Origin of the sequence: Streptomyces sp. NBC_00727 (assembly GCF_045161745.1) — a bacterium.
In the GTDB taxonomy this organism is placed as follows: Bacteria; Actinomycetota; Actinomycetes; order Streptomycetales; family Streptomycetaceae; genus Streptomyces.
The window spans coordinates 4,877,407-4,902,978 of the sequence record NZ_CP108981.1 but is presented as its reverse complement, the minus strand read 5'-3'; the positions used below and the strand labels follow the sequence as shown (position 1 = coordinate 4,902,978).

Here is a 25,572-nt window from a genome sequence, read left to right as displayed (position 1 = left end):
CTCGCGGCCGCACCGCCTGGCAGTGCGCACCCTCTCGCACCATGCCCTCAGTCTCGATCAGCCCCCACGACGAGCAACCACGACTACTACACCGTCATCAACAAGAAGAGCAGCCTCGAACTGACCCCCCAGAACTGGGGAACCTCGGCATCGACCAACTTGCAGCAGTACACCCCGGCGAGCCGCAGATGCGGGAGCGTCAGTACTGGGCACTGGATGAGGCAGGGGAGGTCACGGAGATCACGGGTCTCAAGTCGGTCGAGAGGGACCCCAACGATATCGGCGACGTCTTGCGGCTGACAGACTTCAAGCAACCCTCGTGGGACACCACGGCGGAGGTGTTGGTCGGGCAGCTGGCCGTACCGTTCTTCACGATCGCGGATTCGACGCGCGATTGGCAAATCGCCTACAGCCCGTACTACATCGTCAAGCGTTACGGCTACCGGCAGCAGGTGTACTTCTACGAGCACGCCGGTACCAGCGCGGTCGCGAAGGAAAAGACGGTCGCGGTCGGCCTGACCACAAGTTCCGCCAGGACAGTGGAGGATACGACTGGCATCTCGGTGACCGCAGAGTCCTCGTTCTCGTACAAGGGCTTCTCAATGCCGCTGAGCGCCACCTACAGTCGCGAATTGAAGGTCACCACCCACACCGGCGAGGTGAGGGAACACACCACTGAGGAAAAGGTCCGCAGGGAGTACCGAGGCGATGGAGTACGGATCGCCGAGTGCCTCTGGTATCGGGGAGACCGCTACACCGTGGAGCGCAAGGACGGCACCCAGATCCTGGAGTAAAACACCCTTAACCCGGTCATCGAAGTGGTGGACGGCTACACCCGCCGCTGAACCCTCCGGAGTCGCTCCCGACTGAGTGAGGGGCGCCGTCCGTGGCGTCATCGGTGCGACGCTGGGCGAGGAACAGTGCGCGGGGCCGCCGGGGAGCAGGAACCGACCGTCCTCGACGGCGCCGATAGCGGCGTCTCGCCCGCGTCGAGCGGGCGGTACGACCTGGTCGTCGATTCGGGGTGCTTCCACCACCTGCCGAACCTGTACCGCCGCGCCGATCAGCTCTCCACCGAGGCTCCGACCACCCGGCCACCACCACGGCGTTCCGGACCGTGGAAGAGCTGGCCACAGCTGTGTGCCGGTGGTGCGCCGACGGGCGCCGGTCGACGCGCAGTCCTCCGCACGGCGGAGCACGTATGACGCACAGCAGCCGAGATGCGGGCTGGCAAGGCCCCGCAGCGGAACGGGGCTCGCAACCGGCGTTGTCGGAGCCTCGTGACACACTGCACTGGCTGAGGGCGGGGGGATGCGTGTGAACAGGGTGCGGTGGGCTGTCGTCTGCATGGCCTTGGCGGCGACCGGACTGACCGGCTGTACGTCCGACCCGGCGGCCTCCGGTCCGAGGCCGGAGGATTCCGGTCCGATCACCAGGGCCAAGATGCGCCTGGTGCTCGACGGCATCACCGAGGACGTCGGGGCGCCGGCGAACGACCCGGAGGTCGCCGCGAGAACGGAGACAACCGACAACCCGCTGGGCAAGTGCTTCGTCCAGTACAAGGGATTCGACAAGACCGCCACCAAGCTGGACGTTGACCGGGCCAGAGCCGTAGCCACCGCGTTGACCGACCGCGGCTGGTCGGAGACCAAGAAGCGCGACGACGGCGACGAGGCGTCGGACAACGAAATCGCCGTGGTCCGGGCGGTGTTCAAGAAGCGCGGCTGGACCATTGTCATGGACTACAGCCAGTCCTCGGACTTCCGGGTGCTCAGCCTGAACAGCTTCGAGGACACCTGCGCCAGGAAGGCCCAGGGAACCACGCCCGCCGGCTGAATGAGTTCGCGTCAGGTTTCCCCGTACCCCGGACGTTCATCCTGCTGCGCCTCTACAATCGACGGACGGTAGTGAGCGGATTACAGATGGCAGGAAATCTCGATCCTGCCCGGGGGCACAGATGGTTCCAGGTATGCAGCGTTTCGTGGGTGCGGTGGGAACGGTGGCGGTCGCCGCGCTGGTGAACGTGGCCACCGGAGTCCTCACCGATCACCGATCGACGGCGTGGTGGGTTTCTGCGGCGGTGCTGCTCGTGGTCGGGACCGCGGTGCAGTGGCGGCTCCCGGTGACACCGGAGCCGGACAGTAGCCAGCGGGCCAATGACAACAAGGTCAACGGTAATTTCTACCAGGCGGCCCCCGGACCCACGGCGCAGGAAGCGCACCGGAACCGCGTCAAGGGCGATTTCAGCCAAGATCAGAATGGGTGAGCCGCCGAAGAGGTCCCGAGAGGCGTTCCAGGGCGCGAACAGCAACGTCGTCGGCAGGGACCTGCGCCAGGAAATCAACATTCACGTCGGCACCGCGTCCGAGGCCAAGAAGGCACTGGGCGACACCTCGCGCGCCCCGAGCCGCCGCGCGGTCCTGCTCGGCGGCGCCGCACTGGCCGCGACGGCCGGCACCCTGGTCACCGTACGCCTCACCGCCACGGACGACAGGAAGCCGCGGGGCCCGAGGCCGCTGAGCGATTTGTTCGCTTTCAACCAACGAGACTCGGATTCCCTCACGACATCGAGCTTTATGAAGAAGATCGACGCCGTGATGCAGACGCCTGACGACAAGAAACAGTACTGGCTCTTCTCCGGGTCGGATTCCATCATCATTCAAGTGACCGACAGGGAACGCAACTTCGCCGAATTGACGCGGGAACCTCAACCATTGAATAAGTGGGGTTCCCTCAAGGCCGCCCCCGGCGAAGACTCCCCATCGTTTGAGAAGATCGATGCCGTGATGCAGTACCCGGACGACGACAACAAGTACTGCGTCTTCTCGGGAGAGAGCTTCCTTCGCCTCAACGTGGCCGATAAATGGCCCCATATGGATACCAGGATCGATGAGAATCCGAGTCCGTTGAGTGACTGGGGATCTCTCGACAAAACCTCTCCCCCATTCGAGAAGATCGACGCCGCGACAAGGGCATTGGACAGCAAAAACGAGTACTGGGTCTTCTCGGGTTCACATTTCCTTCGCCTCAGCGTGGGCAACGAACCAAACCATGACGCCAAGGTGGTGAAGAAGCCGAAATCGTTGAGCGACTGGGGCGGACTCGCCCGCTACCCGAGCTTCGCGTCGGGAATCGACGCCATCATGCAGATGCCGGACAACCCGAAGGAATACGTGGTCTTCTCGGGCCGACAATACCTCCGCACGGCATGGACGGGCTCGACGTGGTCGGTCAAATAGATCAAGCGCCGCATAACGAGCGCCTCGCCCGTGACACCGCCTCCGACACAGGCGTCACGACGATCTTTCACCGCACCCCGGCCAGGGCTTGATCAAGTTCCGGAGTCGTGTGGCTGGTCCGGACATGACCGGTCGGGGTGCATAGCAGAGCAGGCACGGGCTTCTGGATCATTGGGGTGTCGAAGCTCAACGATCATGAGGTGGCCCGTGCCTGCCGCTGTATCCTCCCCCATCCCCGCGGTGCGGGTGAAGCTGGGGCCGCTCGATCCAGGCCGGGTCGCCGACCTGCGTCCTTACCTGGATCTGGTACCTCATCCGCGTGGGCGGCGGGGCCGCTGGTACTCGCTGACCGCCGTCCTGCTCGTCTGTGCCTGCGCCGCTGTTTCGGGAGCCAGGAGTCTCGACGAACTCGCCGAGTGGGCGGAACGTGCCCCGGACACACTCCTGGCGGCCGTCGGCATCCGTCGTCACCCACTTCGTTGGCGGCGTACTCCCTCGCGGACCACGATCGGGCGGGTTCTGGGGGCCGTTGACGGTGACGCCCTGGACCGGGCGGTGGGCGCCTACCTCGCCGGTCTTCATGACGCTTTCCCGCGCGCCGCGTCCGGACAGCGGCGCGTGATCGCCATCGACGGCAAGGCGCTGAAGGGCTCCGCCCACCTGACCGCCGCCCGCCGGCACCTGCTCTCCGCGGTCACCCACCACCGGGCCGTGACCCTCGCCCAGGCGGAGGTCGGCGCGAAGACGAACGAGACCGCACACTTCCAGCCCCTGCTGGAGCCACTGGACCTGGACGGAGCCCTCGTCACCTTCGACGCGCTGCACTCGGTCCAGGCGAACGTCACCTGGCTGGTCGAGACCAAGAACGCCCACTACCTCGCGGTGATCAAAGCCAACCAGCCGACCGCACACCGCCAGCTCGCGGCCCTGCCCTGGCGGGACATCCCGATCCAGCACACCACGACCTCCACCGGCCACGGCCGCCGCGAGTCCCGCTCGATCAAGACCTGCGGCATCGCGGACGAACTCGGCGGGATCGCCTTCCCCTATGCCTGCCTGGCCATCCGCGTCCACCGTCGCCGCAGGCAGACCGGCCGACGCGAGAGCCGCGAGACCGTCTACGCCGTCACCAGCCTCGACGCCCACCAGACCACCCCCGCCGACCTGGCCACCGCGATCCGCGGCCACTGGACGGTGGAGACCCTGCACCATGTGAGAGACGTGACCTTCGCCGAGGACGCATCCACCGTCCACACCGGGACCGCACCCCGCGCGATGGCGACCCTCCGCAACCTCGCCATCGGCCTGCTGAAAACCCTCGGAGCCGACAACATCGCCAAGACCACCCGGGCGATCCGCGACCAACCGGAGCGAGCACTCCCGCTCCTGGGCATCACCAACAACCTCGACACCTACGGAACTTGATCAAGCCCTGCAGCACCTCTTCATCTGGTCTGACGTTTCCCACACTAGTGTTGGGTTCGCGTTGAGACGCGGCTGGCTTCCGGGCGACGCTCCGACGGTGCCGGACCACATCCACACCATCTGGCTGGGCAGCTTCTTTTCCTTGGAGAACGTCTACACGTGGCGTTGCGCAGAAGGATGGCGTGTGCACCGCGTTGCCGAGGTTGTTGATTCGGTGGAGCCACCGGTCTGATCCGGCCAGTTCCACGCAACCTTCGATCCTGTTGCCCCGTGGGCAGTCCGCACACGGTCCGCAGGACACCCGATCAGGACCGTCACATCCCATCGCTGACCAACGGCAAAAGGCCAGGTCAGCGGCCCGCAGAGAGAATCCCTGCAGGTCGCAGACCCGGCCCGTTACTTGGAGACCAAGAAGGCCTGATCTCCCCGGCCAAGCCGGAAGGGGTACGACCGCTCGCTCGTCGGTCGTACCCTTCCGGTGTTTTGGGAGCCGGGCGGGAGGTCAGCCGGGGCGCCGGGCGGTCGCCCGCAGGTGCTCACGGGAGTACGGATCGTCGAGGCGCGGGTCGGTGACTCGGTCGCGTACGTCGGTGAGGAGCCAGCCCAGCAGTTCGGGGGTGGCATGGTACTCCTCGTAGAAGCCCAGGTGCAGGTCGGTGATCTCGCCCTCGAACATCACGTCGTCGACGAGGTCGGCCAGCTGGGCGTCGGCGGCAGGGGTGCGGGTCGCGGCCCAGGTGTCCAGCCAGGGGCGCATGCTGCCGGTGGTCACGGTGATGAGACTCAGGGTGTCCCTGATGGACACGGGCCCGCCGGGGTGGGTGTCCAGCGTGCTTCGCCACCAGGTGACCCACACGTCCCGCAGGGCCTCGGTCAGGGGCGGCTCCCAGGTGGTCCACCCCGCCTGCACCAGCCGGGAGGCGATCAGCTCCTCGTCGACGTGGAGCCGGCCGGTGACGAGCAGGCGGACGATACGCGGGGCGAGACGGCGGTAGAGCCGGGGAAAGTCGTCCCAGTGGTCAGGCACCTCCGCGGCGACCGAGGCGACCAGGTCCTCGGATATGAGGCGCAGTGGCCCGGAGAGTTCGGCGAGGTCCTGCTCGGCGTAGCAGTACGTGCACCCTGTGACGGGGAAGGGGCTTTCCGCGGCGAAGGCACGGTCCAGGGCGTCGAGAGCCGTCATGAGCTGCTCGGAGCAAGACATGAAGTCCTACCGGGGGGACTCCGCCGGGGCGGCCGGCGAAGAGCGCAGGCTATCAAGGTGTCCGGAGCCGCTGAACGGCTGAGGGGGCGGCCCCCTGTCGGGACCGCCCCCTCCTGTCGTACGTCACTTCTGTAGGCGCTCCTTGAGGAAGACGCCGGTGAGTACGGCTCCGGCCAGGACCAGGGCCGAGTTGACCAGGACGGCGACGGACACCCCGGACAGGACGCCGGCCGGGCCGGTGTCGTCGAGCGCGGTCATCCGGGCGGTGGCGATCGCGCTCATGACCGGGATGCCGAGGGTGATACCGACCTGCTGGGTCATCGTGGCGAGGCCGGTGGCCAGGCCCTGTTCCTCGTCGGGGAGGCCGGAGGTGGCGGCGGCCATGAAGCCGACGATCATCAGCATGTTCCCGATGCCGCCGGCGAACGTGGCGGCCAGCAGGAGCCAGATCCAGGCGCCCGAGGTGCCGAGCGCCACCAGCGAGAGCGTGGCGAGGGACTGGACGACTCCCCCGGCGACGATGGTCGTCCGGTTGCCGTAGCGGCCCACTGCCCGGCCGCCGAGGGTGCCGCCGATCACGGTGCCGACGCCCAGGACGCCGAAGGCCAGTCCGGTGGCGAGGGGCGAGTAGCCAAGGACCTCCTGGAGGTAGAGCGTCAGCAGGAAGACCAGGGACGTCTCGGTGACGAAGGCGATGAGCGGCGGGGCGTGTACGGGGAGGGCCGGGGCGCCCGCCGAACCGGACCGCCGCGGCCTCAGTCCGCCAGGAGCGCCCGGAGCCGGACCGCCCACGGGTGGTCCGCGCCCTCGGTCAGGGTGATCGTCTCGGCCAGCCAGGCGCGTCCCTGGTCGTCGAGGACGGGCAGCGCCGCCTCGAAGTCCTGCTCGTCCTTGGGCCGCCGGGACCTGGACTTGTAGAGGAGCTGGACCTCGGGGGCGAGGTACGGGATACCCTCGCCGGAGACCCGGCCCAGCCGCTTCAGCGGGAGGCGGACCCGGGGGTCGCGGCGGAACACCCAGTCCTCGCCGTCCGCGTCGTCCAGCATGAACTGCAGGCGCCACGGCTCGCCCGCCCCCGGCCGGCACCAGATGTCGTGGACACCGGTGGGCAGGATCTCGCCGGCGCGCCAGGGCCGCAGCGTGCCCGGCGGATCGGCGGCCCACCACTCCCAGCGGGGCAGCACGCGCTGGGCCTCCAGCTGGTCGCGGCGCAGCAGGAGCACATCGATGTCGGCGTGCTCCCGGTGGACGCGGCCGTGGGCGCGGCCCACCGCCAGCTCGACCGCGTACCCGCCGGCGATCCACCACGGGGCGCGCAGCGGGGCGAGCAGGCGGACGGCCTCGGCGAGCGGCGGCGGGTCCCAGGGGACCCAGGGGGCCTCCGTCCGCACCGGGGTCAGCTCTGCTTCAGGAGGTGGTGGTAGCTGTCGGGGTGTGCGCGCAGGTAGCCGGCCAGGTCCATGGCGGGGCGGCCGGTCAGGGCCGGTACGGCGTCCGAGACGGTGGCCATCTCCCCGGCCGCGATGGCCTCGTACGAGGTGACCCAGCCGGCCACCTCCCAGTCCGCGGCACCGTACCCCGCCCGTGAGGCGTACGCCGCCTCGCGGCTCTCCGGCTCGTAGGTGACGGTCCGTCCGGTGACCCGGCTCAGCTCCTCGGCCGCCTGGGCGAGGGTGAACGCCTCGGGGCCGGTCAGGTCATAGGTGCGCCCGTCGTGCGAGGGGCCGGTCGCGTCGGTGTCCGCGAGGAGCACGGCGGTCGCCGCGTCGGCGATGTCCTCGTGCGCCACGGCCGCCACCCGGCCGTCCCCGGCGGGGCCACGCAGCACGCCGTCGGCACCGGTCATGGCCGGGAGCCCGGCGAGATACCAGCTGTCGCGCAGGAAGGTGTACCGGACGTCGGTGGTCCGGATGTGCGCCTCGGTGTGCCAGTGGTCGCGGGCGAAGGTGAACGTGGCGTCGGGGGCGGCGCCCAGGAAGGAGACGTAGACGATCCGTTCGACGCCGGCCGCGACCGCCGCGTCCACCGCCGTGGTGTGCTCGCGGACCCGGTCGGGGCTCTCGTGCGCCGAGACGAGGAACAGGGTGTGCGCCCCGGCCAGGGCGCGGCGCATGGCCTCACCGTCGCCGTAGGGGGCGGGCGGCGCGGGGTCGGCGCCGGGGAGATCGGGCAGCCGGGAGGGGTCGCGGCCCAGCAGCCGGACGGGGACGCCGGCCCGGGCCAGCCGGGTGGCGACCCGGCCGCCGAGCGCGCCGCTCGCACCGGTGACGGCGGTGACCGGTCCGCCGGTGACGGTCTCGGAGGCGGATGCGGGGTCGGTGGTGGGGCTCATGCGGGGGCACCTTCCTCGGTCGGCCAGGGGCGCACCTCGACGACGGCGTCGACCGGGAGCGGGCCGTAGATGTGCGGGAACTCCTCGCCGCCGGGCGCGACGGCCTCGTACCTCACGGGGGCGGGGAGCCGGCCGGTGTCGATGACGAGCACCACGAGGTCCTGGTCGGCGGCTCCGGCCCGGCTCCCGGCGCCGTACAGCATCTCGGCGACCCCGGCGAGCTGGTGGGGCAGCGAGCAGTGGATGAAGCCCTCTTCGTGCAGGGTGCGGCCGCGGGTGGACATCTCGTACGTCCCGATTCCGCGGGCCGCCTCCCAGAGCGGGCCTTCGGTGAGGTGCAGCAGTTCGGCCATGGGCCGAGGCTAACGCCGCGACGGGCCACAGGCCGGACCCTGTGGATAACCCCTCGCCGCGTCGGCGCGCCCCGCTCACTCCGCCAGCAGCTTCGCCTCCGTCTCCGGGGCGAGGCCCACGGTGGGGCGGTCGGGGCGCTGGGGAGCGGTGCCGCCCAGCTCGCGCAGCCAGGTCCAGGTGTCCGCGACGGTCTCCTCGACCGGGCGGCAGCGCAGCCCCGCCGCGTGCGCGAGGCCGACGTCTCCCTGGTGCAGGGTGTCGTACAGCTCCCCCGGCGGCAGCCACACCGGCAGGTCGGTCCACGGCTCGACGCCCGCCGCGAGGATCTTCTCCGCCGGGGTCCAGCGCGGTTCGGCGTCGGAACCGGTGGCGCGCACGCAGGCGTCGAGCAGCCCGCCCATGGTGGTGTGCCCCGGCCGGCTCACCAGGTTGTACGGGCCGTGCAGCCCGTGCTCCGCCGCGTGGAGCACCCAGTCGGCGAGGTCGCGCACGTCGATGTACTGGATGTCGGTGTCCGGGGTGCCGGGCGCGAGGACGGGGCCGCCACGCGCGATCCGGTTCAGCCACCAGGGCAGTCGGCCGATGTTCTCCCAGGGGCCGAGGATCAGGCCGGCCCGGGCCAGCAGGGCACGGTCCCCGAAGGCGTCCAGCGCGGCCAGTTCGCCGCCGCGCTTGGCCAGTGCGTACGACTGGTCGTCACCGGCGTCCGGCGAGGCGCCCGCCACCAGGGGACCGTCCTCGGTGAGGCCCGCCGGGGCCGGGTAGTCGTAGACGGAGCGGCTGGATATGTACGTGTAGCGGGCGGCCCGCTCGGACAGCAGCCGGGCCGCGTCGCGCACCGCGGAGGGCGCGCCGCTCCAGGTGTCGACGACGAGGTCCCAGGTGTGGCCGTCGGCGGCGGCGAGCGCGGCGAGGCCGCCTTCGGCGGTGCGGTCACCGATCAGTTCTGCCACGCCGGGCGGGGGCGCGTGGTGGCCCCGGTGGAAGACGGTGACCTCCCAGCCCCGGGCGAGGGCCGCCTCGGTGACGGCCCGGCCGACGAACTGCGTACCACCCAGCATCAGAAGCCTCATGACAGTGACTCTGCCCTGGGGCGCGCCGAAGGGAAACCGTCCACGCTCTCGGCTGAATCGGCCGGAACCGGGAACTCCTCCGGCGGCACGCCGGTGTCCGGAAGGGCGAGCGGGCTGCGGTGGCGCAGCAGCCACTGGTGGTATCCGGCCGCCCGCCGGGCCGCCTCCCGGTAGGCGGCCTCCAGTTCCCCGTAGACCGCGGTCGTGTCCGCGCCGGGCCGGGAGACCAGGAGCAGCCGGACGGCGAGGGGGTCGTCGCGCAGCGGGCGGATGGCCATGTCGTCGCGGGGGCCGGAGGTCGGCTGGCAGGGGGCGACCGCCTCGCCGAGGACGACGAGGGAGGCGGCGGTGAGGTAGTCGCCGTGCAGCACGGCGGGCGCCACACCGGCCTCGGCGAACACCCGCCGCAGCCCGTCCCATTCACCGTCCACCGTCGGGTCGACCATCCACCGGTCGGCGGCCAGGTCGGCGAGGTCGACGACGGGCAGCGCGGCGGCCGGGTGGTCGCGGGCCATGGAGATGAACTGCGGTTCGCGGTCCACGAGGACCCGCTGCTCCAGCCCGTCCGGGACGGCGAGCGGGCAGCCCTCCACCTCGTGCACGAAGGCGACGTCGAGCCCGCCCGCGTCGACGGCGCGGAGCAGGGCGTGGGCGGAGACGTCCACCCGGAGCGAGATGTCCGTCCCGGGCAGCCGGAGCCGCAGGCGGCGCAGCCAGCCGCCGATGACCCGGCTGGCGGTGCAGCCGATGCGCAGCCGGGACCCTCCGGCGCGGGCCGCTTCGGCCTCGGCTCTGGCCTCGCTGACGAGGGCGCTCATGCCGTCGACGAGGGGGCGGGCGCGGCTGAGGACGGCCCGGCCGAGGAGCGTGGGACGGCAGCCGGTGCGTCCGCGGCTGAACAGTTCGGCGCCGAGCGCGTTCTCGATCCGGCGCAGCTGGGTGGTGAGCGCGGGCTGGCTCACGCCGAGGGTGCGGGCCGCCCGGTGCAGGCTGCCGGTGTCGGCGATGGCGCACAGCGCCCTGAGGTGTCTCACCTCAAGCTCCATGCCGCCGAGGTTAGGGCGGCCCGCCCGGCCGCACCATGGGCCGTAACCCTGCCAAAGGCGGGCGATTCACCGGGCGTTGGGCGTGCGGACCGCAGGTGTGCACGGGATGTCCACACGAGGGCGATAGGGCCGCGTTATCACCGGCTGACATCATCCGCGCGGGCTCCGCTTCCTCCACACTCGCTGCGTATCTCGCCCGTCCGAGTCCGATCATCGGACGGGTTCCTCTGACAGGTGACTGGTAGGAGACCCCCCACATGAGACACCCCAGGACCGTGATGTCGGCCGTGCTCGGACTCGGCCTCTCGCTCGCCGCCGCGCTGGGCACCGCCCCCGCGATCGCCGCCCCCGAGGCCGCCGCACCGGCCCCGCACCTGGCGTACACCGCCGGTTCCGCTTCGCCCGAGAGCGCCGCCGGCAACAAGGCGTTCTTCGAGGCGGTCGCGAAGTCGGTGGCCGAGAAGCGGGCGGCCAACCCGGGCGCCCAGTCCGTCACCATCGTCTACAGCACCGCCAACGCCCCGAGCTTCCGCACCCAGATAGCCAACAGCGCGTCCATCTGGAACAGGTCGGTCTCCAACGTCCGGCTCCAGGAGGGCTCGAACGCCGACTTCGCGTACTACGAGGGCAACGACTCCCGCGGCTCGTACGCGAGCACCGACGGGCACGGCAACGGCTACATCCTCCTGGACTACGCGCAGAACCGGCAGTACAACTCGACCCGGGTCACCGCCCACGAGACCGGGCACGTGCTCGGCCTGCCGGACCACTACTCGGGTCCGTGCAGCGAGCTGATGTCGGGCGGCGGTCCCGGCACGTCCTGCACCAACCCGTACCCGAACGCCAGTGAGCGCAATCAGGTGAACTACCTCTGGCAGTACGGCTTCGCGGCCGCGCTGACGCACGCCGGTTCCTGACCGGCACCGCTTGCACCGGCGGGCCGCCTCGCAGGACGGGGCGGCCCTTCGCCGTATGCGGTACGCACGCCGTATGCGGTACGCACGCCGTATGCGGTACGCACGCCGTATGCGGTACGCACGCCGTCAGCCGGCGCCGTATTCGGTACGCACCAGGGCCAGGAGTTCGTCGCTCGTCAGGCCGAGCCCCCGGGCCTCGCCGACCGTCTCGCGGATCCGTTCGAGGAGGCGGGCGCGGTGCGGGGAGGCGCCGTCCGCGATGGCGGCGCCCCGGCCCCGGCGCAGTTCGATCAGGCCCTCCTCGCGCAGCCGCTGGTAGCCGCGCAGCACCGTGTGCACGTTGACGCCGAGCGATTCGGCCAGGACCCGGGCGGCTGGCAGCCGTTCGCCGGGGGCCGCCGCGCCGTCGGCCACGGCGCGGCGCACGCAGGCCGCGATCTGGTCGCCGAGCGGCACGGTGGAGGTCGGGTCGACCCGGAAGAGCATGGTCAGTGGTCCGTTCGGCGCTGGTCGATCAGGGTGTTGAGGAGCGCGGCACCGGTCGCCGAGTCGTCCACGGTCACCGCGAAGTCCCGGCCGCTCGCCAGCCGCGCCACGATGCCCTCACCGGAGCGAATCATGACACCGGTGCGCCCGGGCCGGATGCGGTAGCCCCAGCCGCCGTACTCGGTGAGGGGGCTGATGTCCCGGCTGGACGCGGCCTCGATCCGGTCCAGCGGGACCCGGACGCGCGGCCAGGGCAGCAGCCCGGAGACGGTGATCCCGCGCCGGTCCACGGTGACGTACGGGCGGGCGAAGGTCGCCATGAGGAGCCCGAGGACGAGGGCCGGCAGGGCGGCGGGCCAGGTCGCCGTGAACAGCAGGAGGACGCCGCCGCCGAGGACCAGGAGCGCGGTGAGCGGCAGCCACCAGGACCCGGCGCTGCGGGCCCATCCGGCGACCTCCCCGGCACGCAGCGAGATCCGCTCGCCCTTTCCGGCCGGCCCGTCGTCCTCGACCGGCTCGGGGGCGGGGCCCAGTGCGGCCGCCAGGTGCCCGAGGCCGTAGGCGACCGCGCCCACGCCGAGGGCCACGGCCATGTGCCACATGGGGAAGGAGACGTCCTGCCCCCGGCCCTGCGCGTCCTCGGGCGCGTCCACGTTGATGAGCAGCGTGACCGTCAGGAGGTAGCCGAGGAAGGCGGCGACGGCGTACCCGAAGGCGAGGGTCATGCGGTAGGCCCGGCCGGTGAACTTTCCGATCCACGCCATCACCGCCCACAGGAGGCCGGTGCCGAGCAGGACGACCGTGGTGACGACGAGGTACGAGCCCTGGCCGGCGTAGTCGTCGGCCCGGCCGTTGCCCACGAAGTGGCTGGCCACCTGGTCGGGCAGCCGGTCACGGCGGTCGGCGAAGAGCAGCAGGCAGACGGCGAGCGCGAGCAGGAACGGCAGGGCGGCGAGAGACGCGCGGGCGACGGATTTGCGGTTCATGAAAACCTCCATTGTTTGCATGCTAGTAGAACAATGGAGGTGACGGCAACGGTGGAGGCGGGTCGGGACAGGGTGGCGGGCCTGTCGGCGCCGGTTGAGGGCGGCCGGGCCGGTCAGGCCGTTTCGAGCGGGAACGCTCCCCGGTGGCCCGTGCCGGCGCCCTCCGTCGGCCGGGGCTCGAACTCCCGGCAGCTCCAGACCTCCTGGACGAATCCGGTCCGCCGCTCCCACAGCCCGAGCACGTCCCGCTCACCGGCCGTGCCCCGGTACTCCTCCTTGGCGCCCCGGAAGCAGGCGAGCCCGCCGGAGAGGCCGCGGCCGGGTGCCGGGTCGGGGGCCGGGAAGTAGTCGGAGAACGCGCAGGCTATGCAGGTCCGCAGGGTGACGCCGGGCGGCAGCTCCCGCTGGATCGTGGCCAGCGCGGACCCGAAGTCGCTCTCCGCCCGCTGCGAGCCGAAGGCCGCCCCGCCGAACCGCAGTTCCAGATAGAGATACGGGTCGGGTTTACGCAGGGCCAGCAGGCAGCTGAGGGTCGCCTGCCGCTCCACCCCCTCCGCCATGACGGGGAACGGCAGGTCCCACTCCAGGACGCAGTCGCCCAGCACGCCGTCCGCCAGCGCGAACATCCCGCTCTCCGCCGGACCGGACGCCACCGGACGCAGGGCGTCGAAGCTGCCACCCTCGAAGTCCACACCCCGCACGCGCAGGCGGAGTTGCTGCCCGTCGGTGGTGAGGACGACGGCGTCGGAGCCCTGCCGGTCCCGGTACCACCCTGCCCACGACTCATCTGTCATGAGCAGGGACTGTAGCTCCCGCCTCCGACAACGCCCCTACCGCCCTCCGCTTGGCCGATGCTCCTCTCCGATACCTCCTCCCACCTGGGGACTTGTCAGTGCGTGCGGCGCGTGACGAACTCCGCCAATGCGAGCAGATCGCCCGCCGCCGAGAGGTCCGGGACCGCCCGGGACAGATGGTGCACGGCACGCGCCATCCGGTCCCCGGCGCAGCTCTGCGCCCAGTCCCGGCCACCGGCCCTGTCCACCGCCTCCGAGGCCCGGACCACATCCGCGCGGGTGTTCATCGCGCCCCGGTAGAGGGCGGCGAGCTCCGCCGCGGCCGGGCCGCCCGCGGTGAGCGCGGCCACCACGGGCAGCGACTTCTTGTGGGCGCTGAGATCCGCGCCGACCGGTTTCCCGGTCTGGGCCGGGTCCCCCCAGATGCCGATCAGGTCGTCGATCAGCTGGAAGGCGAGCCCCGCCTCCCGGCCGAAGCCGTCCATGGCCCCGACGGCCCGCTCGTCGGCGCCCGCGTACAGCGCGCCCAACGCGCAGGCGCAGCCGAGCAGCGCGCCCGTCTTCGCCGTCGCCATGGTGAGGCACTCGTCGAGCGAGACCTGCTCCGGGTCGCGGTCCTCGAAGGCGCAGTCCGCCTGCTGGCCCGCGCACAGCTCGATGACGCACGTGGAGAGTCTGGCCGAGGCGCGCGGCGACATCGTTCTGCCGTCCTCGGCCAGCAGCCGCTGGGCGAGGGCCAGCATGGCGTCGCCGGCGATGACGGCGTCCGGGACGCCGAACACCGTCCAGGCGGTGGCCCGGTGGCGGCGGGTGTGGTCCTCGTCGATGACGTCGTCGTGCAGCAGGGTGAAGTTGTGGACGAGCTCCACGGCAACGGCCGCCCGCACGGCCTGTTCCGGGTCGCCGCCCAGCGCGCGGGCGGCCGCGAGGACGAGCGCCGGTCTGATCGCCTTGCCCGCGCCGCCCGCGGCCGGGCTGCCGTCGGCGTCCTGCCAGCCGAAGTGGTACATCGCGACGCGCCGGATCGAGCCGGGCAGGGAGGCGACCGCCGCCCGCAGGTGCGGGTCGACGAGGGTCCGGGTGTACTCAAGGAGCGCCGCGGCCTCGTTGCCCTCGGTCGCGGCGTCTGTTCGGGTCATGGTCAATCGGTCACCCCTGTCGTTGCCGTCCCGCCTCGGCCGCTGTCGCGCCGGGGGCCGGGGACGTGGGTGGTTGCTGTGGTTGCGCACGGGCGCGGCCGGGGGCCCGGACCCTCGCGGGTCCGGGCCCGGTGGCTCACCGCCAGCGGCTGACCTCGACGTTCTCCAGGACACCGAGGGCGTCCGGGACGAGGACCGCCGCGGAGTAGTAGGCCGTCACGAGGTAGGAGATGATCGCCTGCTCGTCGATGCCCATGAAGCGGACCGACAGGCTGGGCTCGATCTCGTCGGGGATGCCCGTCTGCTGGAGGCCGATGACGCCCTGCTCGGCCTCACCGGTCCTCATGCAGATGATCGACGTGGTGCGGGCGTCGCTGACCGGGATCTTGTTGGAGGGGAAGATCGGCACGCCGCGCCAGGCCGGCACGTGGTGGCCGCCGATGTCGACGCTCTCCGGCACGAGGCCGCGCCTGTTGCACTCGCGGCCGAAGGCGGCGATGGCGCGCGGGTGGGCGAGGAAGAGCTTGGATCCGCGCCGGCGCGAGAGCAGTTCGTCCATGTCGTCGGGGCTGGGCACGCCGTCGTGCGGCTGGAGCCGCTGGCCGTAGTCGCAGTTGTTGAGCAGGCCGAACTCCCGGTTGTTGATCAGCTCGTGCTCCTGGCGCTCGCGCAGCGCCTCGACCGTGAGCCGCAACTGCTGCTCGGTCTGGTTCATCGGCTGGTTGTAGAGGTCCGCAACACGGCTGTGGACCTTCAGGACGGTCTGGGCGACGCTCAGTTCGTACTCGCGGGGCGCGGCGTCGTAGTCCACGTACGTGTGTGGGACGACGGCCTCGCCGACGTGGCCCGCGGACAGGTCGATCTCCGCTTCGCCGTACTTGTTGGTGCGCTGCTGCGGGAGGGCCAGCAGCCCGGCGAGATGGCTGCGCAGCGAGTCGGCCCGCTCGGCGAGGTTGAGCACGTCGGCGCGCGAGAGCGCCAGCACCGTGCACGCGGTGACCGCGCGGGCGGTGTACTCCCAGACGGCGTCGCCCTCGACGAGGGAGTGGTCCCCGAAGTAGGCCCCGTCCGCGTGGACTCCGAGCACCGTCTCGTCCCCGTAGGGGCCGGTGCCGACCTTCTCGACCTTGCCGTGCGCCAGCAGGTAGACCCGGTCGGCCGCCTCGCCCTCCGTCGCCAGGAGCTGCCCGGCCGGGATGTCGCGCTGCTCGCACCTCCGGGCCAGCTCGGCGAGCACCTCCTCGTCCCCGAAGCCCCTCAGGGCGGGGAGCTCTCCCAGCTCCGCGGGGATGACCGTCACCCGGTCCCCGGTCTGGACGAACGTCACTCGGCCGTCGCCGACCGAGTAGCTCAGCCGGCGGTTCACCCGGTACGTACCGCCCTGCACCTGGACCCACGGCAGCATCTTCAGCAGCCACCGTGAGGTGATCTCCTGCATCTGCGGAGCGGACTTGGTGGTCGTCGCGAGGTTCCGCGCGGCCGCCGTGCCGAGACTCTGCTGCGGCGGCACCTGCACGTTCTGAACCTCTTCACCAACGGACATCTGTCGTCCTCTCGATCTATCGGCTGACCTGCGGGAAGAACACTTGCAGCACGAGGACGGGGCACGCCATTACACAAAAGAGTGTGACTATTCGGTCTTTGGGCGGGGCACAACGCTGCGCGATGGCCCGATCAGGCTTTAATTTGCATACAGGATGCCAATTAACCTAGCCTGGCCGTCATGCGGCTGACCAGATTCACCGACGTGGCGCTGCGCGTACTGATGCGCCTCGCCGTCGTGAAGCACGAGGACCCGCCGACCACCCGCGAGGTGGCGGCGACCATGGAGGTGCCGTACTCGCACGCCGCCAAGGTCGTGGCCCGCCTCCAGCACCTCGGCCTGGTCGAGGCGCGACGGGGCCGCGGCGGCGGGCTCACCCTCACCGAGGCCGGCCGCACCGCCTCGGTCGGCGGACTCGCCCGCGAGCTGGAGGAGTCCGGCGACGTCGTCGACTGCGAGGGCTCCACGCCCTGTCCGCTGCGGGCCGCCTGCCGGCTGCGCGGGGCACTGCGCGAGGCCCAGGAGGCGTTCTACGCCTCACTGGACGCGCTGACGATCGCCGAGCTGACCGCGGCACCCACCGGCCCCCTGCTGATCGGCATCAGCAGTGGCCCGCCGCCCCTGAACTGACCCCCGCCGCAACGGGCCGCCGGCCCTGTTCCTACACTGTCCTTAAATACGCATCTCAGATGCCAATTCAACATCCGAGGAGTCACCGATGCTCTCCGAGTCATCCACCGCCACCGTCCGCGCGACCCTCCCCGCCGTCGGCGCGGCCATCGGGGACATCGCCGATCTCTTCTACCGCAAGCTCTTCGACGCCCACCCGGAACTGCTGCGCGACCTGTTCAACCGCGGCAACCAGGCCTCCGGCGCCCAGCGCCAGGCGCTCGCCGGCTCCATCGCCGCGTTCGCGACCCAGCTGGTCGAGCAGCCCGACACCCGCCCGGACGTGATGCTCAGCCGCATCGCGCACAAGCACGCCTCGCTCGGCATCACCCCGGCCCAGTACCAGGTCGTCCACACCCACCTGTTCGCCGCGATAGCCGAGGTCCTCGGCGACGCGGTGACCCCCGAGGTCGCCGCCGCCTGGGACGAGGTCTACTGGCTGATGGCCAACGCCCTGATCGCCATCGAGGAGCGGCTGTACGCGGAGCAGGGCGTCGTCGCCGGTGACGTCTGGCGCGAGTGGGAGGTCGTCTCGCGCACCGAGGAGACCGACGACGTCGCCCGGTTCCGCATCCGCCCCGCCGACGGCTCCCCGGCCCCCGCCTTCCGCCCCGGCCAGTACGTCTCCGTACAGGTCGAACTCCCGGACGGCGCCCGCCAGATCCGCCAGTACAGCCTCTCCAGCGCCCCCGGCTCGGCACTCCGCTCGATCACCGTCAAGCGGGTGCACGGCGGCGGCACCCCGGACGGCGAGGTCTCCCGGCACCTGCACGCCCACGTCCGCGCCGGTGACCGGCTCCGGGTCTCCGCCCCGTACGGCGACCTCGTGCTCGCCTCCGATGAGGCGCCCCTGCTGCTGGCCTCCGCGGGCATCGGCTGCACCCCGATCCTGTCGATGCTGGAGCACCTCGCCGAGGCCGGGCACCGCGCCCCGGTCACCGTCGTGCACGGCGACCGATCCCCGGCCGACCACGCTCTGCGCACCGACCACACGGCGCTCACCGCCAAGCTCCCCGACGCGGCCGCCCACTTCTGGTACGAGAACCCGGCCGACGGCCACCCCGCCAACCGCGCCGGGCTCGTCGACCTGAGCGGTCTCGTCATCGCCTCGGGCACCCACGCCTACCTCTGCGGCCCGCTGCCCTTCATGCGGTCGGTGCGCACCCAGCTGCTCGCCAAGGGCGTCCCGGCCTCCGACATCCACTACGAGGTGTTCGGCCCCGACCTGTGGCTCGCCTCCTGACCGAGAAGCACACCGCGAGTTGACCGAATCCGCTCGCACAGCATCCGAACAGGGCCCCGCCGTCGCTCCGCGACCGGTCGGGGCCCTTCCGGCCGGGTAGAACCGCTCCCACACGCACAAAAGGAGCCGGCCATGTCCTCACCCATGTCCGCGAGCGCATTCCTCGCCGCACTCAAGAAGGAAGGGCTCACCGTCGTCGAGGTCGGCGACTGGCGCAGCCACAACCGGAACCACAAGGGCCACTGGGGCCCTGTCAACGGGGTGATGATCCATCACTCCGTCACCAAGGGGACCGATGCCACCGTGAAGATGTGCCGCGACGGCCACCCCGACCTGCCGGGCCCTCTGTGCCACGGCGTCATCGCCAAGGACGGCCGGGTCCACCTGGTCGGCTACGGGCGGACCAACCACGCGGGCATGGGCGACGACGACGTCCTGCGCGCCGTCGTCGCGGAGAAGAAGCACCTGCCCCACGACAACGAGACCAACACCGACGGCAACCGGCACTTCTACGGCTTCGAGTGCGAGAACCTCGGCGACGGCAAGGACCCCTGGCCGGACGCCCAGCTCGAAGCCGTCGAGAAGGTCTCGGCGGCCATCTGCCGCCACCACGGCTGGACCGCCCGTTCGGTCATCGGGCACCGCGAGTGGCAGCCCGGCAAGGTGGACCCGAAGGGCTTCGCGATGGGCGACATGCGCGACCGTATCCACGACCGCCTCAAATGAACCCGGGCGGCACCCGCCGCCACAATGGAGCACATGTCCGCCCCCTCTCCCGGATCCCGGCTGCGCCCGGTGCTCCCGTCGCCCGTGCAGCCGGCCGATGACGAGCGCTTCGCCCGGCACGGGGTGACGCTGCTGCTCAAGCGCGACGACCTGATCCACCCGGATCTGCCGGGCAACAAATGGCGCAAACTCGCGCCCAATCTGGCGGCCGCCGCCGGGCGCCCCGTGCTGACCTTCGGCGGCGCCTACTCCAACCACCTGCGCGCCACCGCCGCCGCGGGCCGCCTCCTCGGATTCCGCACCATCGGCGTCGTACGCGGCGACGAGCTGGCCCACCGGCCCCTCAACCCCTCGCTCGCCCGGTGCGCCGCCGACGGCATGCGGCTGCACTTCGTGGACCGGGCGACGTACCGCGCCAAGGCCGACCCGGCGGTCCTGGCCGGGCTGCTGGAGCTGTACGGGGACTGCGAGGTCGTCCCGGAGGGCGGCAGCAACGCCCTCGCGGCCCGGGGCTGCGCCGCGCTCGGCCGGGAACTGCGGGGCGTGGCCGGCGTGGCGGCGGTGGCCTGCGGCACCGGCGGCACGCTGGCCGGGCTGGCCGCCGGGCTCGGGCCCGGACAGCGCGCCCTCGGCGTCCCGGTCCTGCGCGGCGGCTTCCTGGGCGAGGCGGTACGGGAGCTCCAGCGCGAGGCGTTCGGCGGCCCGGCGGGCGACTGGTGGCTGGACGAGCGGTTCCACTTCGGCGGGTACGCCCGTACGACACCCGCCCTGCACGCCTTCGCAAGGGATTTCGAGGACCGCCACGGGCTGCCCGTGGAGCGACTGTATGTGGCCAAAATGCTGCACGCCCTCACGGTGCTGGCCGAGGAGGGCGCCTTCCCCGCCGGGACCGCGGTCGCGGCCGTGATCACCGGCCGCCCCGACGAGACGGACGACGTCTAGGACGACTCCTCCCGGTAGGCCGCCGCTTCCTCCAGGTCCAGCCGGCGCAGCAGGGTCCGCATCATCTCGTCGTCGATCCTGCGCTCGTCCCGGAGCCGTACGAAGACCTCGCGCTCGGTCTCGATCATCTCGCCGGCCAGCCGCCGGTAGGTGTCGTCCGCCGACTCGCCGGTGACCGGATTGGCCGCGCCGAGCCGTTCCCACACGGCGTTGCGGCGGCGTTCCAGGACGGTGCGCAGGCGGTCGGCGAGCGGCTGGGGCAGCCGGTTGCGCTCGTCGGTGAGCAGGTCGTTCAGGCGGGCATCGGCGGCCGTGGACGCCTCGTTCTGGGCCTGCGCCTCGGCCAGGGTCTCGGCCTGCCGGTCCCGGCCCGGGAGCTTCAGCACGCGCACCAGGAGCGGCAGCGTGAGCCCCTGGACCACCAGCGTGCCGATGACGGTGGTGAACGTCAGGAACAGCACCAGGTTGCGGGCCGGGAACGCCGCGCCGTCGGCCGTGACGAGCGGGACGGAGAACGCGACGGCGAGCGAGACGACCCCGCGCATCCCGGCCCAGCCGACGATGAGCGGCGAGGTCCAGTCCGTACCGGTTTCCCGCTCCCTGATGCGCCGCGACAGCCACCGGGGCAGGTAGGTCGCCGGGTAGACCCAGACGAAGCGCACCACCACGACCGCGAGGAAGACCAGCACCGCGTAACCGAAGGCGTCCGCCACGGAGTACGTGCCGAGCCCCTTGAGCACGAACGGCAGCTGGAGGCCGATCAGCGCGAACACCGCGGACTCCAGGACGAAGGCGACCATCTTCCAGACGGCGGCCTCCTGGAGCCGGGTGGCGAAGTCGACCTGCCAGGAGCGGTGGCCCAGGTACAGCGCGACGACGACCACGGCGAGCACCCCGGAGGCGTGCACGCGCTCGGCCGCCGCGTACGCCACGAACGGGATCAGCAGGGAAAGGGTGTTCTGGAGGAGCGGCTCCCTGAGACGGGTGCGCAGCCAGTGCAGCGGGACCATCAGCAGCAGGCCGGCCCCCACACCACCGACCGAGGCCAGCAGGAATTCCCGGACCCCCGCGCCCCAGCTGATGCCCTCGCCCACCGCGGCGGCGAGCGCCACCTTGTACGCGGTGATCGCGGTGGCGTCGTTGACCAGGGACTCGCCCTGCAGGATCGTCGTGACGCGCGCGGGCAGCCCCACCCGGCGGGCGATGGCCGCGGCGGTGACGGCGTCCGGCGGGGCGATCACGGCTCCCAGCACCAGCGCGGCGGTCAGCGGCAGGTCGGGCACCAGCAGATGCGCCAGCCACCCCACCGCGACCGTCGCGAACAGCACGTACCCCACCGAGAGCAGCGCCACGGGCCGCAGGTTGGCCCGCAGATCGAGGTAGGAGCTGTCCACGGCGGCCGTGTGGAGCAGGGGCGGCAGCAGCAGCGGGAGCACGATGTGCGCGTCCAGGGTGTACGTCGGCACCCCGGGCACGTACGAGGCGATCAGGCCGACGGCCACCAGCAGAAGGGGGGCCGGCACCGGTGCGCGGCGGGCGAGGCCGGCCGTCGCGGCGCTGCCGGCGACCAGCGCCACCAGGGGCAATGCGTCCATCTCATGATCCTCGCATCCGTCGTAACCTGGCCATCATGAGTGTGTGCACGCATGTACCGGACCTGCCGCGCCCCGAACCCGCGCCCCTCGGGGAGACCTGCCCCGAGTGCCTGGCGGCCGGCACCCACCCCGTACAGCTGCGCCTGTGCCTGAGCTGCGGCCATGTCGGCTGCTGCGACTCCTCGCCCGGACGGCACGCCACGGGACACTTCGAGCAGACCGGCCACCCGGTGATGCGGAGCTTCGAACCGGGCGAGAACTGGCGTTGGTGCTTTGTCGACGGTTCGATCGTCTGACGCACGGGTACGTCAAACCGGCGCCCGTTGTTCGTAATTGACCGACGCAGACCCCTAGCCACTGTGCGTACGCATGGGCCTACCATGAGTGACAGCCACGGGAAGGGGTTCCGGCGACACGGCATCATGGATCGCGATAGCGTCGCCGGACCGAGAACCGAAGACGTACCGCATGGCTCCGGGCGTTCTTCCCGGAACCTCGAATGAGTTTGTGCCACCTTGGAGGTGAGGGTGTCCCAGATCGCAGGCGAGCCCGGGAATCAGGACTTCGTAGAGGTCCGGCTGCCCGCTGCGGGTGCCTACCTGTCGGTGCTGCGCACGGCCACGGCCGGTCTCGCAGCACGCTTGGACTTCACTCTCGACGAGATCGAGGACCTTCGCATCGCGGTCGACGAGGCCTGCGCGATCCTGCTCCAGCAGGCCGTGCCCGGCTCCGTCCTCAGCTGCGTGTTCCGTCTCATCGACGATTCACTCGAGGTGACGGTCGCGGCCCCGACCACCGACGGCCGCGCCCCGGAGCGCGACACCTTCGCCTGGACGGTGCTCTCCGCGCTGGCCGGGAAGGTCGACTCCTCGGTCGCCGACGACCGTACGGTCAGCATCAGCCTGTACAAACAGCGCGGCGCGGGACCCGGGCCGGCGTGAGCAACGGGAACGGGGACGGTCCTGTGCGGGACGAGACGATCCGACCGGGGGCGGTGCGCGCGGCAGGCGTCCCGGAGCAGCAGGCCCTGCCTCATCCGGTGGACGGGGCCGACCTGCCCCGTGCGGTGGACGGGGCGAACGGGCCTGCCGGCATTACGGTCGCGGTGGAGCAGTCGCAGGCGGAGCGGGCAGGCCAGATGAGCGAGCACGGACACCACGATCCAAACGACCGCAGCGGGGCGCGGGCACTCTTCATCGAGCTGCGCGAGCTCCCCGACGGGTCGCCGGAGCGCGCCGAGCTGCGCAACCGGCTGGTGCGGATGCATCTGCCGCTGGTCGAGCACCTGGCCCGGCGCTTCCGCAACCGCGGGGAGCCGCTGGACGACCTGACCCAGGTCGCCACGATCGGGCTGATCAAGTCCGTCGACCGGTTCGACCCGGACCGCGGCGTCGAGTTCTCGACGTACGCGACGCCGACGGTCGTCGGGGAGATCAAGCGGCACTTCCGCGACAAGGGCTGGGCGGTGCGGGTGCCGCGCCGCCTCCAGGAGCTGCGGCTCTCGCTGACCTCGGCGACCGCGGAGCTCTCCCAGCTGCACGGCCGCTCGCCGACGGTGCACGAGCTGGCGGAGCGGCTGGGGATCTCCGAGGAGGAGGTCCTGGAGGGCCTGGAGTCGGCCAACGCGTACAGCACGCTCTCGCTGGACGTGCCGGACACCGACGACGAGTCGCCGGCCGTCGCGGACACGCTGGGCTCCGAGGACGAGGCGCTGGAGGGCGTCGAGTACCGGGAGTCGCTGAAGCCGCTCCTGGAGGACCTGCCGCCGAGGGAGAAGCGGATTCTGCTGCTGCGGTTCTTCGGCAACATGACCCAGTCGCAGATCGCGCAGGAGGTCGGCATCTCGCAGATGCACGTCTCGCGGCTGCTGGCCCGCACGCTGGCGCAGCTGCGCGAGCGGCTGCTCGTCGAGGAGTAGGCGCCGCGGTACGCGAGGAGGCCGCCGGGGACGTCCCCGGCGGCCTCCTCGCGCGTCGGCGGGCGGTCAGGCGTCGCCGGTGTCCGCGTCGGGCGCCGCGCCCGGCCCCCGGATGCCCAGGGCCTCGATGGTGGCGGGCCTGACCAGCTGGCAGAGCGCGGTCAGCGCCACCGCCGCGAGCACGATCCCGGCCGGGATGAGCACGCCGTGGGAGCGCAGCAGCGTCCAGGCCACCGGCAGCGCGATGATCTGGGTGATGAGCGCGGGGCCGCGGCTCCAGCTGCGGCGGCGCAGCAGGCCGCGGGCGGCGAAGAGCGGGATGAGGCCGAGCGCGATCACCGTCAGACCGCCCATCTCGGCCTGCTCGGGGCTGTCGGGGCGGCCCAGCAGCCCCATCACCAGCATGTAGATCCCGCCGATGACGAGGGCGGCGCCTTCGAGGGCGTTCAGCCCGGCCACCAGGGTGATCCTGGCGGGCTTCGCCGGGCCGGCCGAGGGGGCCGGCGAGGGCGCGTTCTGCTGAGTACTCACCCTTGCAGGTTGGCATCCCGGCCGCCGGAATGGAAAGCCGGGGTCGACGCGCCGCCTCCCGCCGCCGTCTCGTCACCGAGCGTGAGGGCCGGCGGGCAGGACTTCAGGCCGGTACCCCGTGGTAGGTAGGCTGGCAGACATGCGCGCACTTCTTGTGGTCAATCCAGCCGCCACCACCACCAGTGCGCGGACCCGTGACGTGCTGATCCACGCGCTGGCCAGCGAGATGAAGCTGGAGGCCGTCACCACGGAGTACCGCGGGCACGCCCGCGACCTGGCCCGGCGGGCCGCCGACGGCGACGACATCGACCTCGTGGTGGCGCTCGGCGGCGACGGCACGGTCAACGAGGTCGTGAACGGGCTGCTGCACCGGGGCCCGGACCTCGACAGCCTGCCGAAGCTGGCCGTGGTGCCCGGCGGCTCCACCAACGTCTTCGCGCGCGCCCTCGGTCTGCCGAACGACGCGGTGGAGGCGACCGGCGCCATTCTGGACGCGCTGGCGAACCGGACCGAACGCACGGTGGGCCTGGGCCTCGCGGCCGGGACGCCGGGCACGGAGGACGAGGCGGTGCCGGAGCGCTGGTTCACCTTCTGCGCCGGCCTCGGATTCGACGCCGGGGTGGTCGGCCGGGTCGAACAGCAGCGGGAGCGCGGCAAGCGTTCGACCCATGCCCTGTACGTGCGCCAGGTGCTCCGGCAGTTCCTGGACGAGCCGCACCGGAGGCAGGGTGTGATAACGCTCGACGTGCCCGGCGAGGAGCCGGTCACCGATCTCGCGCTCTCCATAATCTGCAACACGGCGCCCTGGACGTACCTGGGGAACCGGCCGGTGTACGCGGCCCCGAAGGCCTCATTCGACACCGCCCTGGACGTGCTGGGCCTGCGGAAACTGTCGACGGCGGCGGTCGGCCGGTATGCCACCCAGCTGCTCATGTCGAGCCCGGACAAGGGCCCCCGGGGCAAGCACGCGGTTTCACGGCACGACCTCACGGACTTCACCTTGCATTCAAAGGTTCCACTGCCCTTCCAGATGGACGGTGACCACCTCGGGGTGCGTACGAGTGTGACGTTCACAGGCGTACGCCGTGCACTGCGTGTGATTGTGTGAGTGGAAGGGACCAAAGTCCTTTAACTCGAACGTTTGGACTGGCTTCCACCCTCTAGAAGTACGGCTGTGACCTAGCCGACACCGAGGAATCAAAAAAAACTTTCCGGAAGGGGTTGTATCCGTCGCCGAGGTTTGCGAATCTCTACATGGCGATCGGGACGGCCCGCAACAACGGCCTCCACTGAGAGCCAGAACCCCTCCTCACTTCACAGGACCACAACCAGTTCATCTGGGCGTCGGGCCTACACCTGCGGGGGGATTCGTGAAAGCGTTCACATTCACAAGCCACAGTACGTAACACC

27 protein-coding genes and 1 pseudogene are annotated in these 25,572 nt (G+C 71.2%); 14 read left to right on the top strand and 14 right to left on the bottom strand.

Features of this window, described 5'->3' with window-relative positions; all coding sequences use genetic code 11:
• Positions 1–41 precede the first annotated feature (41 nt).
• From OG242_RS22370 to OG242_RS22350, 5 genes are all read left to right on the top strand, one after another.
• A complete protein-coding gene (locus tag OG242_RS22370) occupies positions 42–794 on the top strand; it encodes a hypothetical protein (protein ID WP_405899844.1) in 753 nt (250 codons plus the stop codon).
• 517 nt (positions 795–1,311) lie between these two features.
• Complete coding sequence (locus OG242_RS22365; protein WP_405899843.1) at positions 1,312–1,836, top strand: hypothetical protein; 525 nt, start codon at positions 1,312–1,314, stop codon at positions 1,834–1,836.
• A 133-nt stretch (positions 1,837–1,969) separates the two neighbouring features.
• On the top strand, positions 1,970–2,266 hold the full coding sequence (locus OG242_RS22360) for a hypothetical protein (RefSeq protein WP_405899842.1): 297 nt from the start codon (positions 1,970–1,972) through the stop codon (positions 2,264–2,266).
• Positions 2,259–3,239 carry a hypothetical protein gene (locus tag OG242_RS22355; protein WP_405899841.1) on the top strand — a complete coding sequence of 327 codons (981 nt, stop codon included), beginning with the start codon at positions 2,259–2,261 and terminating at the stop codon, positions 3,237–3,239. Before OG242_RS22360 ends, OG242_RS22355 begins: the two co-directional genes overlap by 8 nt.
• Before the next feature lie 207 nt (positions 3,240–3,446).
• The gene (locus OG242_RS22350) at positions 3,447–4,664 is read left to right on the top strand and encodes an ISAs1 family transposase (protein WP_405899840.1); all 1,218 of its coding nucleotides are present in this window, start codon (positions 3,447–3,449) and stop codon (positions 4,662–4,664) included.
• 502 nt (positions 4,665–5,166) lie between these two features.
• Here the strand turns inward: OG242_RS22350 and OG242_RS22345 are convergent.
• From OG242_RS22345 to OG242_RS22315, 7 genes and pseudogenes are all read right to left on the bottom strand, one after another.
• On the bottom strand, positions 5,167–5,868 hold the full coding sequence (locus OG242_RS22345) for a hypothetical protein (RefSeq protein WP_405899839.1): 702 nt from the start codon (positions 5,866–5,868) through the stop codon (positions 5,167–5,169).
• A 123-nt stretch (positions 5,869–5,991) separates the two neighbouring features.
• A pseudogene (locus OG242_RS22340) lies at positions 5,992–6,603 on the bottom strand (MFS transporter); the annotation flags it as partial.
• A gap of 20 nt (positions 6,604–6,623) precedes the next feature.
• Positions 6,624–7,259 (bottom strand): nucleotidyltransferase domain-containing protein, encoded by a 636-nt coding sequence (locus OG242_RS22335; protein WP_405899838.1) that lies wholly within the window; start codon positions 7,257–7,259, stop codon positions 6,624–6,626.
• Positions 7,260–7,264: 5 nt separating this feature from the next.
• A complete protein-coding gene (locus OG242_RS22330) occupies positions 7,265–8,200 on the bottom strand; it encodes an NAD(P)H-binding protein (protein WP_405899837.1) in 936 nt (311 codons plus the stop codon).
• Positions 8,197–8,553 (bottom strand): DUF952 domain-containing protein, encoded by a 357-nt coding sequence (locus OG242_RS22325; RefSeq protein WP_405899836.1) that lies wholly within the window; start codon positions 8,551–8,553, stop codon positions 8,197–8,199. The genes OG242_RS22330 and OG242_RS22325 overlap by 4 nt, the downstream gene beginning before the upstream one ends.
• Positions 8,554–8,628: 75 nt before the next feature.
• A complete protein-coding gene (locus OG242_RS22320) occupies positions 8,629–9,615 on the bottom strand; it encodes an NAD-dependent epimerase/dehydratase family protein (protein WP_405901698.1) in 987 nt (328 codons plus the stop codon).
• 8 nt (positions 9,616–9,623) lie between these two features.
• A complete protein-coding gene (locus tag OG242_RS22315; protein ID WP_405899835.1) occupies positions 9,624–10,673 on the bottom strand; it encodes a LysR family transcriptional regulator in 1,050 nt (349 codons plus the stop codon).
• Between the two features lie 278 nt (positions 10,674–10,951).
• Here OG242_RS22315 and snpA point away from each other — a divergent pair, with 278 nt between their 5' ends.
• Positions 10,952–11,590, top strand: coding sequence for a snapalysin (snpA, locus tag OG242_RS22310; RefSeq protein ID WP_405901697.1), 639 nt, complete (start codon positions 10,952–10,954; stop codon positions 11,588–11,590).
• Positions 11,591–11,716: 126 nt separating this feature from the next.
• Here snpA and OG242_RS22305 read toward each other — a convergent pair whose 3' ends face one another.
• The 5 genes from OG242_RS22305 to OG242_RS22285 all read right to left on the bottom strand — a co-directional run bounded on the left by OG242_RS22305 (position 11,717) and on the right by OG242_RS22285 (position 16,538).
• Positions 11,717–12,076: a GntR family transcriptional regulator gene (locus tag OG242_RS22305; protein ID WP_018521052.1), complete on the bottom strand. Its 360-nt coding sequence runs from the start codon at positions 12,074–12,076 to the stop codon at positions 11,717–11,719.
• Positions 12,077–12,078: 2 nt separating this feature from the next.
• Positions 12,079–13,062 (bottom strand): DUF1648 domain-containing protein, encoded by a 984-nt coding sequence (locus tag OG242_RS22300; RefSeq protein WP_405899834.1) that lies wholly within the window; start codon positions 13,060–13,062, stop codon positions 12,079–12,081.
• 113 nt (positions 13,063–13,175) lie between these two features.
• A complete protein-coding gene (locus OG242_RS22295) occupies positions 13,176–13,856 on the bottom strand; it encodes a DUF6304 family protein (protein WP_405899833.1) in 681 nt (226 codons plus the stop codon).
• Between the two features lie 95 nt (positions 13,857–13,951).
• The gene (locus tag OG242_RS22290; protein WP_405899832.1) at positions 13,952–14,995 is read right to left on the bottom strand and encodes a family 2 encapsulin nanocompartment cargo protein polyprenyl transferase; all 1,044 of its coding nucleotides are present in this window, start codon (positions 14,993–14,995) and stop codon (positions 13,952–13,954) included.
• Positions 14,996–15,131: 136 nt separating this feature from the next.
• Complete coding sequence (locus tag OG242_RS22285; RefSeq protein WP_405899831.1) at positions 15,132–16,538, bottom strand: family 2B encapsulin nanocompartment shell protein; 1,407 nt, start codon at positions 16,536–16,538, stop codon at positions 15,132–15,134.
• A gap of 180 nt (positions 16,539–16,718) precedes the next feature.
• On the opposite strand from OG242_RS22285, the gene OG242_RS22280 reads away from it, so the two are divergent.
• From OG242_RS22280 to OG242_RS22265, 4 genes are all read left to right on the top strand, one after another.
• Positions 16,719–17,168 (top strand): RrF2 family transcriptional regulator, encoded by a 450-nt coding sequence (locus tag OG242_RS22280; protein ID WP_405899830.1) that lies wholly within the window; start codon positions 16,719–16,721, stop codon positions 17,166–17,168.
• Positions 17,169–17,256: 88 nt separating this feature from the next.
• Positions 17,257–18,450, top strand: a complete 1,194-nt coding sequence (locus OG242_RS22275) for a globin domain-containing protein (protein WP_405899829.1) — start codon at positions 17,257–17,259, stop codon at positions 18,448–18,450.
• Positions 18,451–18,582: 132 nt separating this feature from the next.
• Positions 18,583–19,176 carry an N-acetylmuramoyl-L-alanine amidase gene (locus OG242_RS22270; RefSeq protein WP_405899828.1) on the top strand — a complete coding sequence of 198 codons (594 nt, stop codon included), beginning with the start codon at positions 18,583–18,585 and terminating at the stop codon, positions 19,174–19,176.
• Positions 19,177–19,209: 33 nt separating this feature from the next.
• A complete protein-coding gene (locus OG242_RS22265; protein WP_405899827.1) occupies positions 19,210–20,118 on the top strand; it encodes a 1-aminocyclopropane-1-carboxylate deaminase/D-cysteine desulfhydrase in 909 nt (302 codons plus the stop codon).
• On the opposite strand, the gene OG242_RS22260 is transcribed toward OG242_RS22265, so the two are convergent.
• Positions 20,115–21,713: a Na+/H+ antiporter gene (locus OG242_RS22260; protein WP_405899826.1), complete on the bottom strand. Its 1,599-nt coding sequence runs from the start codon at positions 21,711–21,713 to the stop codon at positions 20,115–20,117. The two genes, OG242_RS22265 and OG242_RS22260, sit on opposite strands and share 4 nt — an antisense overlap.
• Before the next feature lie 35 nt (positions 21,714–21,748).
• Between OG242_RS22260 and OG242_RS22255 the strand changes: the two genes are divergently transcribed.
• The 3 genes from OG242_RS22255 to OG242_RS22245 all read left to right on the top strand — a co-directional run bounded on the left by OG242_RS22255 (position 21,749) and on the right by OG242_RS22245 (position 23,631).
• Entirely contained in the window at positions 21,749–22,009 is a 261-nt protein-coding gene (locus OG242_RS22255) for a UBP-type zinc finger domain-containing protein (protein ID WP_164640064.1), read from the top strand.
• Between the two features lie 231 nt (positions 22,010–22,240).
• A complete protein-coding gene (locus OG242_RS22250; RefSeq protein ID WP_018105584.1) occupies positions 22,241–22,654 on the top strand; it encodes an anti-sigma regulatory factor in 414 nt (137 codons plus the stop codon).
• Positions 22,651–23,631 (top strand): RNA polymerase sigma factor SigF, encoded by a 981-nt coding sequence (locus OG242_RS22245; protein ID WP_405899825.1) that lies wholly within the window; start codon positions 22,651–22,653, stop codon positions 23,629–23,631. The genes OG242_RS22250 and OG242_RS22245 overlap by 4 nt, the downstream gene beginning before the upstream one ends.
• A 66-nt stretch (positions 23,632–23,697) precedes the next feature.
• On the opposite strand, the gene OG242_RS22240 is transcribed toward OG242_RS22245, so the two are convergent.
• Positions 23,698–24,090 carry a hypothetical protein gene (locus OG242_RS22240; RefSeq protein WP_405901696.1) on the bottom strand — a complete coding sequence of 131 codons (393 nt, stop codon included), beginning with the start codon at positions 24,088–24,090 and terminating at the stop codon, positions 23,698–23,700.
• Between the two features lie 211 nt (positions 24,091–24,301).
• Here OG242_RS22240 and OG242_RS22235 point away from each other — a divergent pair, with 211 nt between their 5' ends.
• On the top strand, positions 24,302–25,270 hold the full coding sequence (locus OG242_RS22235; RefSeq protein ID WP_405899824.1) for a diacylglycerol/lipid kinase family protein: 969 nt from the start codon (positions 24,302–24,304) through the stop codon (positions 25,268–25,270).
• Positions 25,271–25,572 lie beyond the last annotated feature (302 nt).

Bases quoted from the DNA above. Each gene is read 5' to 3' on its own strand.
- snpA (WP_405901697.1), top strand. From the start codon at position 10,952: ATGTCGGCCGTGCTCGGACTCGGCCTCTCGCTCGCCGCCGCGCTGGGC.
- OG242_RS22325 (WP_405899836.1), bottom strand. From the start codon at position 8,553: ATGGCCGAACTGCTGCACCTCACCGAAGGCCCGCTCTGGGAGGCGGCC.
- OG242_RS22270 (WP_405899828.1), top strand. From the start codon at position 18,583: ATGTCCTCACCCATGTCCGCGAGCGCATTCCTCGCCGCACTCAAGAAG.
- OG242_RS22260 (WP_405899826.1), bottom strand. From the start codon at position 21,713: ATGGACGCATTGCCCCTGGTGGCGCTGGTCGCCGGCAGCGCCGCGACG.
- OG242_RS22265 (WP_405899827.1), top strand. From the start codon at position 19,210: ATGTCCGCCCCCTCTCCCGGATCCCGGCTGCGCCCGGTGCTCCCGTCG.
- OG242_RS22295 (WP_405899833.1), bottom strand. From the start codon at position 13,856: ATGACAGATGAGTCGTGGGCAGGGTGGTACCGGGACCGGCAGGGCTCC.
- OG242_RS22305 (WP_018521052.1), bottom strand. From the start codon at position 12,076: ATGCTCTTCCGGGTCGACCCGACCTCCACCGTGCCGCTCGGCGACCAG.
- OG242_RS22285 (WP_405899831.1), bottom strand. From the start codon at position 16,538: ATGTCCGTTGGTGAAGAGGTTCAGAACGTGCAGGTGCCGCCGCAGCAG.
- OG242_RS22345 (WP_405899839.1), bottom strand. From the start codon at position 5,868: ATGTCTTGCTCCGAGCAGCTCATGACGGCTCTCGACGCCCTGGACCGT.
- OG242_RS22255 (WP_164640064.1), top strand. From the start codon at position 21,749: ATGAGTGTGTGCACGCATGTACCGGACCTGCCGCGCCCCGAACCCGCG.
- OG242_RS22290 (WP_405899832.1), bottom strand. From the start codon at position 14,995: ATGACCCGAACAGACGCCGCGACCGAGGGCAACGAGGCCGCGGCGCTC.
- OG242_RS22365 (WP_405899843.1), top strand. From the start codon at position 1,312: ATGCGTGTGAACAGGGTGCGGTGGGCTGTCGTCTGCATGGCCTTGGCG.
- OG242_RS22280 (WP_405899830.1), top strand. From the start codon at position 16,719: ATGCGGCTGACCAGATTCACCGACGTGGCGCTGCGCGTACTGATGCGC.
- OG242_RS22370 (WP_405899844.1), top strand. From the start codon at position 42: ATGCCCTCAGTCTCGATCAGCCCCCACGACGAGCAACCACGACTACTA.
- OG242_RS22360 (WP_405899842.1), top strand. From the start codon at position 1,970: ATGCAGCGTTTCGTGGGTGCGGTGGGAACGGTGGCGGTCGCCGCGCTG.
- OG242_RS22330 (WP_405899837.1), bottom strand. From the start codon at position 8,200: ATGAGCCCCACCACCGACCCCGCATCCGCCTCCGAGACCGTCACCGGC.
- OG242_RS22300 (WP_405899834.1), bottom strand. From the start codon at position 13,062: ATGAACCGCAAATCCGTCGCCCGCGCGTCTCTCGCCGCCCTGCCGTTC.
- OG242_RS22315 (WP_405899835.1), bottom strand. From the start codon at position 10,673: ATGGAGCTTGAGGTGAGACACCTCAGGGCGCTGTGCGCCATCGCCGAC.
- OG242_RS22235 (WP_405899824.1), top strand. From the start codon at position 24,302: ATGCGCGCACTTCTTGTGGTCAATCCAGCCGCCACCACCACCAGTGCG.
- OG242_RS22320 (WP_405901698.1), bottom strand. From the start codon at position 9,615: ATGCTGGGTGGTACGCAGTTCGTCGGCCGGGCCGTCACCGAGGCGGCC.
- OG242_RS22275 (WP_405899829.1), top strand. From the start codon at position 17,257: ATGCTCTCCGAGTCATCCACCGCCACCGTCCGCGCGACCCTCCCCGCC.
- OG242_RS22355 (WP_405899841.1), top strand. From the start codon at position 2,259: ATGGGTGAGCCGCCGAAGAGGTCCCGAGAGGCGTTCCAGGGCGCGAAC.